This is a genomic window from Kitasatospora saccharophila (assembly GCF_039529925.1).
Taxonomy (GTDB): Bacteria; Actinomycetota; Actinomycetes; order Streptomycetales; family Streptomycetaceae; genus Kitasatospora; species Kitasatospora saccharophila.
This window is the reverse complement of sequence record NZ_BAAANS010000028.1, coordinates 63,598-78,659: the sequence shown is the minus strand read 5'-3', so window position 1 is coordinate 78,659 and position 15,062 is coordinate 63,598. Positions and strand designations below refer to the sequence as shown.

15 protein-coding genes are annotated in these 15,062 nt (G+C 73.6%); 10 read left to right on the top strand and 5 right to left on the bottom strand.

The genetic code is table 11. The annotated features are described in order from the left end of the window. Nucleotides 1-29: 29 nt before the first annotated feature. The 3 genes from ABD345_RS21175 (at nt 30) to ABD345_RS21165 (ending at nt 3,072) form a co-directional block, all read left to right on the top strand. On the top strand, nt 30-1,508 hold the full coding sequence (locus tag ABD345_RS21175; protein ID WP_344554010.1) for an MFS transporter: 1,479 nt from the start codon (nt 30-32) through the stop codon (nt 1,506-1,508). Between the two features lie 281 nt (nt 1,509-1,789). Then, nucleotides 1,790-2,584 carry a helix-turn-helix domain-containing protein gene (locus ABD345_RS21170; RefSeq protein ID WP_344554009.1) on the top strand — a complete coding sequence of 265 codons (795 nt, stop codon included), beginning with the start codon at nt 1,790-1,792 and terminating at the stop codon, nt 2,582-2,584. Then, nucleotides 2,581-3,072, top strand: a complete 492-nt coding sequence (locus ABD345_RS21165; RefSeq protein ID WP_344554008.1) for a hypothetical protein — start codon at nt 2,581-2,583, stop codon at nt 3,070-3,072. The genes ABD345_RS21170 and ABD345_RS21165 overlap by 4 nt, the downstream gene beginning before the upstream one ends. Nucleotides 3,073-3,091: 19 nt before the next feature. Here the strand turns inward: ABD345_RS21165 and ABD345_RS21160 are convergent, their stop codons facing one another. Further along, a complete protein-coding gene (locus ABD345_RS21160) occupies nt 3,092-3,979 on the bottom strand; it encodes an LLM class flavin-dependent oxidoreductase (RefSeq protein ID WP_344554006.1) in 888 nt (295 codons plus the stop codon). 407 nt (nt 3,980-4,386) lie between these two features. Here ABD345_RS21160 and ABD345_RS21155 point away from each other — a divergent pair, with 407 nt between their 5' ends. From ABD345_RS21155 to ABD345_RS21135, 5 genes are all read left to right on the top strand, one after another. After that, the gene (locus ABD345_RS21155; RefSeq protein WP_344554005.1) at nt 4,387-5,127 is read left to right on the top strand and encodes a helix-turn-helix domain-containing protein; all 741 of its coding nucleotides are present in this window, start codon (nt 4,387-4,389) and stop codon (nt 5,125-5,127) included. Next, the gene (locus ABD345_RS21150) at nt 5,124-5,729 is read left to right on the top strand and encodes a hypothetical protein (RefSeq protein ID WP_344554003.1); all 606 of its coding nucleotides are present in this window, start codon (nt 5,124-5,126) and stop codon (nt 5,727-5,729) included. Before ABD345_RS21155 ends, ABD345_RS21150 begins: the two co-directional genes overlap by 4 nt. Nucleotides 5,730-6,018: 289 nt before the next feature. Further along, the gene (locus tag ABD345_RS21145) at nt 6,019-7,197 is read left to right on the top strand and encodes a hypothetical protein (protein ID WP_344554002.1); all 1,179 of its coding nucleotides are present in this window, start codon (nt 6,019-6,021) and stop codon (nt 7,195-7,197) included. Nucleotides 7,198-7,291: 94 nt separating this feature from the next. Next, nucleotides 7,292-7,573, top strand: a complete 282-nt coding sequence (locus ABD345_RS21140) for a hypothetical protein (RefSeq protein ID WP_344553999.1) — start codon at nt 7,292-7,294, stop codon at nt 7,571-7,573. Further along, nucleotides 7,570-7,962: a type II toxin-antitoxin system VapC family toxin gene (locus ABD345_RS21135; protein ID WP_344553997.1), complete on the top strand. Its 393-nt coding sequence runs from the start codon at nt 7,570-7,572 to the stop codon at nt 7,960-7,962. The genes ABD345_RS21140 and ABD345_RS21135 overlap by 4 nt, the downstream gene beginning before the upstream one ends. Before the next feature lie 152 nt (nt 7,963-8,114). Here ABD345_RS21135 and ABD345_RS40320 read toward each other — a convergent pair whose 3' ends face one another. Beyond that, a complete protein-coding gene (locus tag ABD345_RS40320; protein WP_380274124.1) occupies nt 8,115-8,684 on the bottom strand; it encodes a hypothetical protein in 570 nt (189 codons plus the stop codon). 343 nt (nt 8,685-9,027) lie between these two features. Between ABD345_RS40320 and ABD345_RS21125 the strand changes: the two genes are divergently transcribed. Then, a complete protein-coding gene (locus ABD345_RS21125) occupies nt 9,028-10,095 on the top strand; it encodes a ParB-like protein (RefSeq protein WP_344553995.1) in 1,068 nt (355 codons plus the stop codon). Between the two features lie 139 nt (nt 10,096-10,234). Here the strand turns inward: ABD345_RS21125 and ABD345_RS21120 are convergent, their stop codons facing one another. Further along, nucleotides 10,235-11,128, bottom strand: a complete 894-nt coding sequence (locus tag ABD345_RS21120) for a LamG domain-containing protein (RefSeq protein ID WP_344553994.1) — start codon at nt 11,126-11,128, stop codon at nt 10,235-10,237. A 184-nt stretch (nt 11,129-11,312) separates the two neighbouring features. Here ABD345_RS21120 and ABD345_RS21115 point away from each other — a divergent pair, with 184 nt between their 5' ends. Beyond that, nucleotides 11,313-12,125, top strand: coding sequence for an HAD family hydrolase (locus ABD345_RS21115; protein WP_344553993.1), 813 nt, complete (start codon nt 11,313-11,315; stop codon nt 12,123-12,125). A gap of 13 nt (nt 12,126-12,138) precedes the next feature. Here ABD345_RS21115 and ABD345_RS21110 read toward each other — a convergent pair whose 3' ends face one another. After that, on the bottom strand, nt 12,139-13,059 hold the full coding sequence (locus ABD345_RS21110; protein ID WP_344553992.1) for a DUF72 domain-containing protein: 921 nt from the start codon (nt 13,057-13,059) through the stop codon (nt 12,139-12,141). 157 nt (nt 13,060-13,216) lie between these two features. Then, entirely contained in the window at nt 13,217-15,007 is a 1,791-nt protein-coding gene (locus tag ABD345_RS21105) for a sensor histidine kinase (protein ID WP_344553991.1), read from the bottom strand. Nucleotides 15,008-15,062: the final 55 nt, after the last annotated feature.

Genomic DNA, 15,062 nt, shown 5'->3' with positions numbered 1-15,062 from the left:
GCGCGCCGTCGGATCCCGAGGAGCCGCCGATGAGCACCGCCCGTCCCCCGCAGCCGCGCCCGGCGGCCCCGGTCCCGGCCGCACCGAGCGCCACCGGCCCCGCCGGCCCCGCCGACCGTCCGCCGTGGGCGGCGCTGCCGGTCCTGTTGGCAGGCGTCTTCATGCCCACCCTGGACTTCTTCATCGTCAACGTCGCCGTCCCGTCCGTCCGGCAGGGCCTGCACGCCGGTGCCGCCGCAGTGCAGGCCGTGATCGCGGGCTACGGCGTCGCGTACGCGGCCGGGCTGATCACCGGCGGACGGCTCGGCGACCTGTACGGGCGGCGCCGGGTGTTCGGCATCGGGCTGGCCGCGTTCACGCTGGCCTCGCTGGGCGCCGGACTGGCCCAGGACAGCGGGGAGTTGATCGCCGCCCGGATCGTGCAGGGCGTCGCCGCGGCGGTCGTCACCCCGCAGGTGCTCGCCGTCATCGGCACCGAGTTCACCGGCCGGGCCCGCACCCCCGCGTTCCACGCGTACGGCCTGGCGGTCGGCCTGGCCGGGGTGTTCGGGCAGCTGCTCGGCGGGGCGCTGATCACCTGGAACCCGGACGGGCTGGGCTGGCGCGCCGTCTTCCTGGTCAACGTCCCGGTCGGCGCGCTGGCGCTGCTCTGCACGCCCCGGCTGGTGCCCGGGTCCCGGGGCGAACGGTCCGGCGGGGGCGCGCGGCTCGACCTGCCGGGCGTGCTGCTGGTCGGCGCCGGACTGACCGCGGTGGTGCTGCCGCTGGTGGTGGGCCGTCAGCAGGGCTGGCCGGCCTGGACCTGGCTGCTGCTCGCCGCCTCGGTGCCGCTGCTGGCCGCCTTCACCGCCCAGCAGCGCCGGCTCGCCCGGCGCGGCGGCGCCCCGCTGATCGACCCCGGCCTGTTCCGGGAGCGGGCGTTCTCGGCGGGACTGGCCGCCACCCTGGTGTACTTCCTGGCGATGGGCTCGTTCTTCCTGCTGCTGGCGCTGTACCTGCAGGACGGCCGCGGGATGACGCCGCTGCGCTCCGGGCTGGTCTTCGTCACCGTCGGCGCGGGCTTCTTCACCACCTCGGCGCTGGCCCCCGCCGCCACCGCCCGGCTCGGCCGGCAGGTGCTGGCGGTCGGCGCGCTCACGGTGGGCGCCGGGTACGCGGTCACCGGGCTGACCGTCGCCCACCTGGGCAGCGGCGGCTCCGCGGACGCGCTGCTGCCCGGCCTGCTGGTGGCCGGGCTCGGCATGGGCCTGGTCACCGCCCCGCTCTCGGACACCGTGCTGGCCCGGGTCGCCCCGCAGCACGCCGCGGCCGCCTCGGGCGCGCTGTCCACCGCCCAGGAGGCGGGCGGCGCGGTCGGCGTGGCCCTGGTCGGAGTGGTCGGCCCGGGGCGCGGCACGCCCGCGCACGGCTTCACCCTCGGCCTGGAACTGCTGATCGGCTGCTGCCTGCTGGCCGCCGTCCTGGTCCAGCTCCTCCCGGGCCGGGGCCGCCCGACCGCGTCGGCGTGACCCCGGGGACGCGGGCCCGCGGCCCGGCGGAGCCGACCGCCGCGCACCCGGCCGCCGCGCACCCCACCGGCCCGCACCCAGCCGCCGCTCACCCCACCGGCCCGCTCCGCGCCCGTCCCCGGAGCGGCGCGGAAAAGGCCGGTGCCCGCGCCGATCGGCGTTGCTACCATCCGCCGGTGGACCTGCCGGAAGCTCAATCATCTTTCCCCGAAGCCGAGTTGACCGAGGGCGGGAGGCCGCCGTCCGCCGCCGGAAGCCCCGTGCCCGCCGCCGGAAGCCCCGTGCCCGTCTCCGAGGTCGGCGCGCTGCTGCGCGAGTGGCGGCGGCGGCGCGGGCTGACCCAGCTCGATCTCGCCCTGCTGGCCGACACCTCCACCCGGCACCTGAGCTTCGTCGAGACCGGCCGGGCCCGCCCCGGACCCGCCCTGCTGGCCCGCCTCGCCGACCGGCTCGGCGTCCCCGCCCGGCAGCGCGACGCCCTCTACCTCGCCGCCGGGCACGCCCCCGTCCCCGCCCGCCCCAAGCCCGTCCCCCCGCACCTGGTCGCGGGCACCGTCGAACGGCTCCTCGCCGCCCACGAGCCGTTCCCCGCCCTGGCGTTCGACGCCGAGGAGAACGTCGTCTCGCTCAACCGGCCCGCCGCGCTGCTCGCCCGGCTCCTCCCCGAGCACCTGCGCCGCCCGCCGGTCAACCTGATGCGCGCCTCGCTGCACCCCGACGGCCTGGCCCGGCACGTCGTCAACCTCGCCGAATGGCGCGAGCACCTGCTCGGCCGGCTGCACCGCCAGATGGTCCACTCCGGTCTGCCGGCGCTGCGCGCCCTGCACCGCGAGGTCTCCGGCTACCCGGGCCCCGCCGCGCCCGCCCCCGACGACGGCGTGCTGGCCGTCCTGCACCTGCGCGCCTTCGGCACCGAGGTCCGCCTGTTCAGCACCGTCAGCACCTTCGGCGCCGGCACCGACACCGACCTCTGCGCGCTCTCCCTGGAGACCTTCCACCCCGCCGACGCCCGCACCGCCGAGGTGTTCCGCGCCGCCCTCCCCGCCGCCCTCCCCGCCGCCGGAGACCCGACGTGATCCATGACCTGCTGCCCGGCGTGCTCGCCTCCGCCCTGGCCACCCTCACCGGCCGCCCCGTCACCGACGTCGACGTCGCCGGCCCCGACGACCACGACACCCGCCGCTGGGACGCCCCCGTGCTGTGCACCCACGACCACCGGTACGGGGACGTCACCTGGTCCCTGGAGATCCACGACCCCGACCCCGGCCGCTCCGAGGTGTCCTTCGCCGCCGGACTCGCCGAACTCCTGGGCCGGCCCGTCCTGTTCAGCGCCCTCGACGTCCGCCCGTCCGCCTACTGGCTGGCCGCCCCGAACGGCCTGATCACCCGTGCCCGGCTGACGGAGCCGGACGAGGCGGCGGAAGACGCCGACCTCCCCGGCGGCTCCATCTCCGCCGTGCGCGACTTCGTCCCCCAGCTGCCGCACCTGAGGCTCGACCCGATCGCCGAGGGCCGCTACGCCGACCCGTTCACCGAGGCCGCCGACCGGCCGCCCGGGCGGTGAGGCCCGGGCCGCCCCGCGCTCAGCCCAACTGGGCGAGACCCTCGGTGGCGATCTTCTCGAAGACGTCGAGGTCGCCCGCGAAGACCGAGTCCGGCACCGGCCAGTGGACCACCAGCTCGGTGATCCCCAGCTCCCGGTACCGGCCCGCCCAGTCGACGAACGCGCCCACCGACTCCAGCGGCCTCTCCGCCGTCGACCCCTGCAGCAGCACCTTCTCCAGCGACGCCACGTCCCGCCCGACCGCCGCGCAGGCCGCCGCCAGCTTCCCGAGCTGCCCGGCGATCACCCCGGGCGCCTGCTCCACCGGCACGTCCCCCGGCCCGCGCGGGTCCCCGTACGTCACCCAGCCCTGCCCGTGCTCCGCCGCCAGCCGCAACCCGCGCGGCCCCGTCGCCGCCACGTAGAACGGCACCCGCGGCACCTGCACGCAGCCGGGGACGTTCCGCGCCTCCACCGCCGAGTAGTACGCGCCCTCCCGGGTCACCGCGTCGTTGCGCAGCAACTCGTCCAGCAACCCCACGAACTCCCCGAACCGGTCCGCCCGCTCCCGCGGCGACCACGCCTCCTGCCCCATCGCCGTCGCGTCGAACCCCGTCCCGCCCGCCCCGATCCCCAACGTCAGCCGCCCACCGGACACGTCGTCCAGCGTGATCAGCTCCTTCGCCAACGTCACCGGATGCCGGAAGTTCGGCGAGGTCACCAGCGTCCCCAACCGGATCCGCTCGGTCGCCGTGGCCGCCGCCGTCAGGGTCGGCACCGACCCGAACCACGGCTCGTCCCGGAAGCTCCGCCAGCTCAGGTGGTCGTACGTGTACGCGGCGTGGAAGCCGAGTTCCTCGGCCCGCCGCCACACTTTCTGCCCCTCGCTCCACCGGTGGATGGGGAGGATCACCGTGCTCAGTCGCATGCAGCCGACCCTATGCCGTCGGAAGCAGGCGGGGTCGAGACCACACTCCCGTCCCGCCTGTGCCACATCGCCGACGAAGGCGACCTTGGTAGCGAACTGCTCTCGGTCCTAGCCCGGCTGCACGATCGGCTCTCCTCCGAACAGGGAAGCCCCGACACCGACGATCACCTCTCAGTGCCTAGCGTGATGGTGAAGCCCGGAGTTTCCGCTGCATGCAGATCCTTCGGCCACTGGCCATGCAAGTGGACAGTAGGGGACATGGCTCAGCCACGGCTGCCAACCGTAGGGCGTAGTGACTTCCTTGCGTCTTCCCTCCCGGATCCGGGAGGGAAGACGCAAAACGCCCTTCGAGGGATTCTGGTTGCGTCTTCTCTCCTGGTTCCGGGAGGGAAGACGCAGGAGGAAAGATGGAACTGCTCTCGGTGAAGCAAGCGGCCGAGCTGCTCGATATCGACGACTCCCGGGTCAGGCAACTGCTCCGAGCAGGGACTCTGGAGGGACAGCAGGTCGGAGGCCGCTGGCTGGTCGACGGTCATGGCACCAGGCAGCGGAAGGAGCGCGGCAGCGCGCATGGGCGTCCGCTCTCCGAGCGCAACGCCTGGGGCCTCCTCGCGGCCCTCAGCGGGCAGCGAGCCCCGAACCTGTCCGATGCGGAACGTTCCAGAATCGCAAGCCGACTCAGGAACATGGCGGCTCACAAGGAACCGCCCGTCGCGCGTTTGAGGCAGCTCGTACGGAGCCGAGCCGAGCGCCGACGTTACCGTGTGCACAGCGGACTGCTGCCGATCCTCCTCGACGATCCCGACGTGGTACGCGGCGGAGTCAGTGCCGCAGCCCGGGTGGGGGTCGGTTACCTGGCGCCGGGCAGAGCCGAGGTCTACGTACGTCTCGACAAGGTCGGCAAGCTGGAAGCGGCGTTCGGGCTCGCTCGCGACAACGCCAGAGGAAACCTGCTCGTGCGGGTAGCCCCTGCAGAAGTGTGGCCTTTCCTGCGCTCGGATGCCGCTCCTGGAAAGAGCGCCGATGCACCTGCCGCGGTGGTGGCAGCGGACCTGCTCGACTCCGATGAAGACCGTGCGGAAACCGCCGCTTCGGAGTTGTGGCAGCGGCTCATCGACGACCTGCAGAAGCGGAGCAACGTCGGATGACAGATGCGACGGCGGTCGTCACGGTCGAGTCCGACCTCATGACCGGGCCACTGGTGGAGCTGTGGAACGTGCTACTGGACCTGTCGGAACGAGTGCCGCGGGCATGGTCTCTGATCGGCGGGCAAATGGTCCTGCTGCACCGCTACCAGCGCGGTGAAGCGCCGGGACTATTGGTGGTGGACGTGCTGGCCCCGGACAAGCTGGGAGCACGGGCGAACCTGACGACAACTCCACCAGGCCGGACCCTGGAAGTGCCCGGGGGCCGCCAGGCCGTGCAGCGTACCGAATCAGTCCAGGTGCAACTGGGCGTACGCCTGGGCACCATCCACCGCCCGAGCCTGTTGGGAGCGATCATTGCCAAGGCTGCTGCGCTGAGCATCAAAACCGCGCCTCCCGACCGGCACTATCGTGACCTGGCGTTCCTCCTGTCCTTGCCGATGAACCCGTTGCAGATGCGAAGCCGGCTGGAGAAGCCGGACCGGAAGAAGCTGGCTCTGGCCAAGGCGCTTCACGATCCGCAGCACACCGCCTGGCGCGAACTGCGCGACGATGCCGCACAAGCCGACGGCCACGCTGCCTACGCCTTTCTCTCGCCTCAGTGAGTGCGCTCCGGGGCGGGAAGCTCACAGTGCCCGGAGTAGTCCATTCACCGCCCACGCATGCGGCAAGAGCGTCGAAGCCACCTGCTCTGGACGGCCGTTCAACGTTCTCGCAGGTCAGGATGCGATGGGTGAACGAGGATTGACCGAGGCCACCGGTGGACGGGGAGGATCACCGTGCACAGCCGCACAGCCGCACAGCCGCACGGCCCCGGCCCTACGCGCGAGCTCGCCGGGGTGAGGACCGGGCAACGCGGAGCGAAGGCGTCAGGGCGATCGCTAACGTGGTGCCATGGACTCGGACGTGCGCTTGCTTGCCGGCCTGATCGATCGCAGTGCCGAGTTGAAGGGTGAGTTGGTCGCCTTCGGGCAGAGCGCGCGCTTCGACCGGTGGCTGACGCCGCTGCTGCTGGAGGCTGCCGGCCCGGAGCGGGAGTTGGACGAGACCGAGGCGATCCGGATCATCGACCACTTCATCCTGCGGTACCGCCTGCCGGACGGTTCGACGGTAGTGGACCGGTTCGTCGCCGGCCGTCGGGGCTTGACCGAGGTCGAGCGGGAGCTGCTGCTCGGCTGGCGCGACCCGGTGGAAGGGGTCTTCGAGATCCGGCGGAAGGACGACGGTGCGGTCGTCCTGCTCAACCTGATCGACGACCTGGAGTACCGCACGTACTCGAACGCCGGGCCGGCCGCCTTTCGCGGAGTCTCCGCAGGAGGGTTCCTCCTCACCTGCCTGGTCCCCCTCCTCCCGACTGAGGGAGCCTGGCTGGTCTCCGGGGCCATGGAGTACTACCCGGAGTCCAGTGCCGACGAGATTGCCCGGGCCGCGCTCCAACTGGCAGTCAGCGAGCCCCAACTGGTCTTCCACAACCCCGAGAAGATCGAACAGGGCTGGCAGCAGATGCGGGAGGACCGAGCCGCCTTCGTCGAGTTCTGCGGCGACGACGAACTGGTCCTCTCCCCCGCCGCGTCCGAGGATCTGCTCAACGCCTACTACCGAAACCGGCAGGAGGCCACCCTCGCCGCGCACCCCGACCGCGCACGGGACGGGCGGCCGCCCGGACCGGACCTCCCGGCGTTCGAGCTGCCGCCCGACCTCGCGGACGCGGACACCGTCGGCGTCATCTACGACGAGGTCGACGGGCTGAACTTCTACGCCGACTACGGGATGCTCCGGGACCTGTTCGCCGACCCGGACCTGACGGGTCGCCGGACGCACCAGGACCTGCTGCGCACGTACCTGCGCGAGGAATCGATCGCGCCGCTGCCGATCCGCCGCCTGGCCGCCGCCCACCCGGAGACGGTCGACACGGTCTTCCGGAGGCTGCTGCGCAAGCCCGGATTCAGCTGGGCCGAGCACGGTGAGGAACTGCTGCGCCGACGCAAGCCCTGGTACTACGCACAAGAACCCCGCCCCGGCGTCTCCGTGATCGGCGAGCGCCTCGCCGAACTCGCCACCGGTCGGCGGTAGTACCGGGTGGCGTGCTGCCGTCGGGAGCACCCGGAACTCCGGGATCCGAAGCGTCGGTACGCAGGCTTCACAAGTGACGTACTACACTTTTCCCGTGGATACTCCCCGCGCCGGCAGGACCCGGGTCACCAGCGTCTCCTTGCGCGCCGAGACACTGGAGGCGATCCGCGCTCGCGCCGGGAAGCAGGGGGTCTCCTCGTACATCGAGGAGGCCGTGCAGCGGCAACTCCAGCGCGAAGCCATCGACGAGTACATCGCCACCGCCGAAGCGGAGCACGGACCCGTCGACCCGACCGAGGTGGCGGCCAGGGCCGAACGCATCCGCGCCCACCACGCCGCCCACCGCGGCGACCCGGCTCCGGCGGACGCCGCGTGAGCGGAACGCTCGTCCTCGACGGCGAAGCGCTCTCCAAGCTCTCCCGCCGCCACCGCGACATGACGGTCTGGCTGGACGTCGCCCGCACCCTCGACCTGCTGGTCGTCACCAGCGCGGCGACCCTGGTCGAGGCCCGCGACCCGAAAGTGCCGCAGGCCGCGTTCGACCACGCCGTCTCGCTGACCAAGGTGCGCCCCGTCACGGAGGAGATCGCCCGCGCCGCGAGCAAGCTCCTCGCGACCGAAGGGTTGCACGGCCACAAGTACGCCGTCGACGCGATGCTCGCGGCCACGGCCCAGCTCGAACGCGGCGACGTCACCGTGGTCACGAGCGACACCGACGACCTGCGCAGGCTCTGCCACCCGCGCATCGCTGTCGAGCCGATCTGAGCACCTACGCCTACCCTGGTACCGCGTCTCCACCGGCCGGCGCGCTACGGGCGAACGGGGCTCGACCGAGGTCCCCAGCCTCCCCGGCCACGGATCCCGCCCGGTCAACGTCGGCACCGACCCGGACCACGGGCCCCGGAAGCTCCGCCGGCTCAGGTGGTCGTACGTGCGAGCCGCGTGGAACCCGAGCCCCTCGGCCCGCCGCCACACCTAGTGCCGCGTGGGTGGGAGAACAGTCCCCGCACCGGACGGGCCACGAGAGCGCCGGCGTCGACCAGCCCGCTCCACCGCCGGTGGCAGAACCGCAGCACCGCGCTGCGCACCTTCCGCCACCTGAACCACCACGGGAGTTCGCGGAACGGGACGAACGTCAGGACGTCCGAGATCGGGTACTCCGCCTGGCTGCCGGGTCCCATCTCCCGTAGCCGCCGGTAGGTCCCCGGGGACAGCCTGCCGAAGACCCGGGCCGCGTCCCCTGCCGCGGTGCAGCCGCGCTCCCGCGTGGTGAAGTCCGTCGACCGCAGGGCCCGTTCCACCCGGGGCGCGACGACGTCGAAGTCCTCGCAGGCGAAAACCAGCCGGATGACGGCCGTCCCGACGTAGGGATCACCGCGGTCGAACGCCTCGTCGATCTGCGACGGCGTCCGGATCGCGTCCAGCCTCCGCATGACGCTCTCGGGGGTGTCCTCCGGCGGACCCGGCATCTCGTCGTCCCCCTCCACGGCTCCTCAGCCCTCGCAGGGCTCGGGAGGAGGCAGCACCCGCTGCTTCTTCTTGTTCTTGATCATCTTGAGGTTGACCAGCTTGGTCGGACGCCACGCCAAGTCCTCCCCCCGGAGACGAACGCACGTTCGCCCGACCGTAACCGCGAGCACGCACCACGGCGAGGGGACTTTCCGGAACCTTGACCGAGGCGGTGGGCGGGATCGCCGGCGCGGGTCGCGGCCGCGCGGGCGGGCGGATTCGTTCCGGCGCGTTCTCCGGGAGTCCACGGGGGTGCCCCCCGGCGTTGGCCGGGCGCTGGCACGCTCACCGGTCGAATCCAGCCATCTCGCAGGGAGTGCCATGCGTTTCCGAGTCCCGTCCGCCGTGCCGCTGCTGGCGGTCGGCGCGGCCCTGGCCAGCGTCGCCACCACCGCTCCGGCCGCGTTCGCCGCGCCCGGGGCGCCGGGTGAGCGTCCCTCGTTCTGCGGTCACGACAACCGAAAGACGCCCTTCGCCGCGTACCTGTGCGCCGAGCCGGGCCAGCTGCTGGACGTGCGGATCGGCGACGTGCACCCGACCCAGCCGTCGCTCGGCTACGACGAGGTGTACTACAAGCTCGGCCGCTACACCCTGGGCAAGGACGCGGTCAACAAGAAGTTCAGCGACTGGTGCGAGGCCGACGGCCGGATCGAGGCGGTCGCGGTGCAGCCGGGCGCGCGCCTGGACGACCCGTCCTCGTTCACCTGCACGCTGCCGGTGGGCGGCGAGACCGCGGACAGCACCGCCGCGATGAAGACCGTGGTGATCGGCCCGGGCGGCGAGCCGTTCCTGACCGACGGGCACCACACCCTGACCTCGTTCTACGAGACCCCGGACGGCGGCGCGGACCTGCACGTGCGGCTGCGGGTGCTGGCCAACCTGAGCACGCTGACCCAGAAGGACTTCTGGGCGCGGATGCAGGCCGAGAAGTGGGTGTACCTGAGCGACCCCGAGGGCGACCCCGTCAAGGTCAACAAGCTGCCGACCTCGGTCGGGCTGGCGAACTTCCAGGACGACGAGTACCGCAGCCTGCTCTACTTCGGCCGCGACATCGGCTACACCCAGGACTCGGTGCCGTTCCAGGAGTTCTACTGGGGCAGCTGGATCCGGGACGCCGCGCCGGTCGACCTGTCGGCCTGGGACCGCAACGACCTGGCCAGCTACCTGGCCGCGGTCGAGGGCACCACCCGGGCGATGACCGCGCTGCCGAAGACCGCGCCGATCGGCAGCGGCTTCACCGCCGGCGGCCTGGACGCGCTGGACCAGTGGAACGCCGGGAAGGCCGCCGACAAGGGCGAGTTCGACAAGCTGAGCAAGCCCTACTCGGACGCCAAGCCGGGCAAGCTGGCGTACGCGCTGGAGTACAAGCGGGTCAACGGCCTGGGCTGACCGCCCGCTTGACGCCGGCTGGACGCCCGCGCGGCACCCGCTCGGCGCCCGGTCGGCCTCCGCGACTCCCGCGGAGGCCGACCGGGCGTCCGACCGTCCGGGGAGCGGGGAGCGGGGAGCGGGCGGGGGCGGGGACGGCTCAGGGGGCGACGAAGCGTGCGAACGGCGACGGGGCGTCCTTCCCGGCGGACCGGACGGCGTCGACCTGCTCGGCGGTGAGCGCCTTCTTCCAGACCCGGACGTCCGCGATCGCGCCGTTCCAGGGCTTCACCCACAGGCCGCTGTAGCGGATCCGGCCGAACTCCAGCGGGCCGGTGGAGGCGAGCACCCGCGGCGCCTCGCTGGTCTGGGCCAGGACGCCGTCGACGTACAGCGAGATGGTGCCGTCCTTCTTGCTGTAGACGCCGGTGAGCAGGGTCCAGCGGCCGGTGACGGCCTCGGCCTGGGAGGCCGCCGTCGCGCTCTTGGCGATCTCGGAGTCGGTCTGCACCTTGAAGACCCAGCGGTTGCGGAGCTTGTCGGACGCGTCGTCCCGGCCGAGGAAGAACGAGAAGAACTGGGTGCCGTTCTGCGAGACGGCCGCCTTCGGGGTGGTGTCGACGTCGATCCGGACCAGCGCCGAGACGGTGAAGTCGGCGCCGGTGTCCACCGCCCCGGTCTCCGACTCGGCGAAGCCCTGCGGGGTGCCGCCCAGCAGCAGCGACTGCCCCTCGTGACCGGTCGCGGTGTCCAGCTTCGCGGTCGGACCGAGCGTCAACTTGGGTGTGACGGTGGCCGGTTCGGGCGGCGGGGCGCTGCTGCTCTGCTGCGCCCGGGGCGTCGGACCGTCGTCGGACATGGTCAGTGCCAGCGCCAGGGCGCCGCCGCCGAGCACGACCGCCCCGGCGGCGACGGCGACGATCCGCAGCATCCGCCGCCGACGGGTCTCCCGCTCGGCGGAGTCGGCCATCGCCTGCCAGTACTCGGTGCTGCCGGGGCCGGACTGCGGCCCCCCGCCCGGCCCGTAGCCCCCGCCCATGCCCGTGTTCGCCACGTTCTCCGCCCCATTCGATCCGCGTCCGGCCGTGTCCGCCCCGTTCCGTGGTGAAACTCTAGGCGGCGGTGTTCCCCCGCAGTAGCCCAGGGCGGGGTGCACCCGCCGCCACCGGGCGGGTCCGGGCCGGGCGAGTCCGCGCCGGGCGGGTCCGGTTGTCCGGCGAGTGCGCGAAGATGGAGGGATGACCCCCTCGCCGCGCCCCCGCCTGATCGCCACCGACCTCGACGGCACGCTGCTGTGCTCCGGCGGCACGGTGACCGCCCGGACGGCCGCCGCGCTGGCCGCCGCCGAGGCCGCCGGGGTGCAGGTGGTGTTCGTCACCGGGCGGCCGCCGCGCTGGATGCGGCACCTCGGCCCGCACATCGGCGGGCACGGGGTGGCGATCTGCTCCAACGGCGGCGCGGTGGTCGACGTCCGGCGCGGCGAACTGCTGGAGACCAGCCCGCTCGACCCGGCCGGGACGCTCACCGTGGTGGAGCGGCTGCAGGCCGAACTGCCCGGCACCGCCTTCGCGTTCGAGTTCCCGGGCGGCTTCGCCCGGGAGCCGGGGTACAACGTGGTGATGTGGGAGTCCGACAAGGAGCACCCGGTGGGCACCGCCGCCGAGCTGCTCGCCGCCGGGCAGGTAGACGGCCTGTTCAAGATCCTGGGCAAGCACCCCGACCTCTCCCCCGACGAGTTCCTGGACCGGGCCCGGGCCGCCGTCGGCCCGCTCGCCGAGGTGACCCGCTCCAGCCCGATCCCGCTGGTGGAGATCAGCGCCCCCGGTGTCACCAAGGCCAGCAGCCTGGCCCGCTGGTGCGCCCAGCAGGGCATCGACGCGGCCGAGGTGGTGGCCTTCGGCGACATGCCCAACGACCTGGAGATGCTGGCCTGGGCCGGTCAGTCCTACGCCGTCGCCAACGCCCACCCGCTGGTGCTGGCCGCCGTGGCGCAGCACACCGTCAGCAACGAGCAGGACGGCGTCGCCGCGGTCATCGAGACGCTGCTCTGACCTCCGCCCGCCCTCACAGGCCCAGGTCCAGCTCCGGCTGCCGGGGCGGCTCCGGCCCCCGGGGCGGGTCCAGGCCGAGCAGGTCGGCCATCGCCTCGGCGGCCCGGACGGCGGCGTCGCCGCAGCAGTTGTTGAACAGGACGTGCACCTCCCGGGCCCGCTCGGCCATCGCCCGCACCCGCTCCACCCAGGGGGCGAGCTCGGCCGGCGGGTAGTCGTGGCGGAAGCGGTCCTCCTTCGAGCCGGTGCCCCAGGCCGGGCTGCGGCCGTGGAAGCGGACCACCGCGAGGCGCGGGGAGGTGACCGGGGCGACCGGCGGCATCGAGGTGGGCAGGCCCTGCGCGGTGTCCACGGCGACGGCGGCCGCGTCCAGCTCGGCCAGCAGGGCGCGGGTGCCGGCGGCGAGGTCGGGCCGCCACCAGTCGGGGTGGCGGAACTCCACCGCGAGCGGCCAGCCCGCGGTGCGCTCGCGGCACTCGCGCAGCAGCGCCCGGGCGGACGCGTCCGGCGCCAGCCGCGGCGGGAACTGGAACAGCAGGGTGCCGAGCCGGCCGGCCGCCCGCAGCGGTTCCAGGGCGCCGCTGAACCGGGCCCACACCTCGTCCAGCAGCCCCGGGTCGTCCCGCCGCACCGGGCCGTCCCGCCCGGCCGGGCGCAGGTCGGCGGGCAGCGCGGCGGCCCGGGTGGGGTGGCCGGTGAGCAGCGAGAACGCCTTCACGTCGAAGCGGAACCCGGCGGGCGTGCGCTCGACCCACAGCGTGCTGTTGCGGGTGCTGGGCAGCGCGTAGTAGGTGGCGTCGACCTCGACGACCGGGAACCTGGTCGCGTAGTGGCGCAGCCGGCCCTCGGCGTCCCGGCGGCCCGCCGGGTACCAGCCGCTGGCCAGCAGTTCCTTGTCCGTCCAGGAGCAGGCGCCGACCCTGATCTCTCCCATGCGACCGCGCCTGCCCCGTCCGACCCGATCGATGCCCGGACCGGCCCGATCGATGCCCGAGCCGCCGTGACGGACGGGCCGCCCTGACCGGACGGGCCGCCCTGACCGGCCGGACCGCCGTGACGGCCGGACCGCCGTGACGGCCGGAGCGCCGTCGTCAGAGCCGGGCGGTCCAGCGGACCCGGGTGCCCTTGCCGTGCGGGCCGGCCTCGTGCCAGGCGTCGCCGCCGAGCGCCTCGGCCCGGCGGGTGAGGTTGCGCAGGCCGGAGCGGCGGCCGCCCTCCGGGATGCCGACGCCGTCGTCGGTGACGGTGAGCAGGACGCCGGGCGGGCCGGTGCGGGTGGGCGAGGGGGAGAGCGGGCGGCCGTCCTCGCCGAGGTGGACGGTGGCGTCCAGTTCGACCGCGACCCGGGAGGCGCGGGCGTGCCGGGCCGTGTTGGAGAGCATCTCGCGCAGCGCGGCCAGCAGTTGGCGGGAGGTCTTCTCGCCGACCAGGCTCTCCACCGGGCCGGCGAAGGTGACGGTGGGCTTGAAGCCGAGCGCCGCCGCGGCCTGGCTGCCCTCGCGCAGCACCCGGGTGCGCAGGGTGTCCGGCTGGTCGTCGGTGTCGCCGTGCTGGAGCGCGTAGATGGTGGTGCGGACCTCCTGGATGGTGGCGTCCAGCTCGTCCACGGCCTGGCCGAGCCGCTCCTGCACCTCGGGGACGACGGTCCGGCGGGCGGCCGACTCCAGCATCATGCCGGTGGCGAAGAGCCGCTGGATGACCAGGTCGTGCAGGTCGCGGGCGATCCGGTCGCGGTCCTGGAAGACCGCCAGCCGCTGCTGGTTGCGCTGGTACTCGGCCAGCCGCAGGGCGAGTGCGGCCTGCGAGGCGAAGGTCTGGGAGAGCTGCCGTTCGGTGTCGGTGAACGGCACCGTCCCGGCCGCGCGCCACACGCACAGCGCGCCCAGCACCCGGCCCGCGGAGACCATCGGCACCGCCATCGCCGGGCCGAACTCCCGGGCCAGCCGGTCGAACTGGGCGTCGGAGGCGGTCGCCGGGGCGGTCGCCAGGTCGTCCAGGTAGAGCGCCTCGCCGGCCAGCAGCCGGGGGGCGAAGCCGCCCTCCGGCAGCAGTTCGCCGGTCAGGTGGTCGGCCCGCTCGCCGGAGGCGTGCGCCACCCGCATCCGGTCCTCGCCGGCCGGGAGCAGGATCATCCCCAGTGCGCCGTCGGCGAGTTCGCGGACCTGCTCGGCGGCGACCGTCAGCGCGATCTGCGCCTCGTCGGTGGACAGCAGCGAGGTGGTGACCGCGGCCGCGCCGGTGATCCAGCGCTCGCGGCGGCGGCCCTGCTCGTACAGCCGGGAGTTCTCGATCGCCACGCCCGCGGCCGCGCCGAGCGCCAGCACCACCTGCTCGTCCTCGGGCGTGAAGGCGCCGCCGCCCTTCTTCCCGGTCAGGTAGAGGTTGCCGAACACCTCGCCGCGGACCCGGATCGGCACCCCGAGGAAGGACACCATCGGCGGGTGGTGCGGCGGGAAGCCGACCGAGCGCGGGTCGGTGGACAGGTCGGTCAGCCGCAGCGGCCGCGGGTCGTCGATCAGCGCGCCCAGGATGCCCCGGCCGGTGGGCAGGTGGCCGATCCGCTTCGCCGTCCGGTCGTCGATGCCGATGTGGATGAAGTCCGACAGGCCGCTGCCGTTCGGGTTCACCACGCCCATCGCCGCGTAGTCGGCGTCCACCAGCTCGGCCGCGCCCGCGGCGATCCGCTGCAGCGTGGCGTGCGGGTCCAGGCCCGCGCCGACCGACACCACCGCCTCCAGCAGCCGCTGCATCCGGTCGGTGACCGCGGCGGCCGACTGGAGTCGCTCGGAGACCTCGGTGACCAGGGTGTCCAGCCCGAGCGAGGAGATCTCGGGGATGCGCGGCCGGCCGCCCGTGGCGGTCGGCTCCTCCGGCGTCTGCATGTCACCAGTGTGCACGTCTGTCATGGTTTGCCCCATTCCCCGGGACGGCCGGATC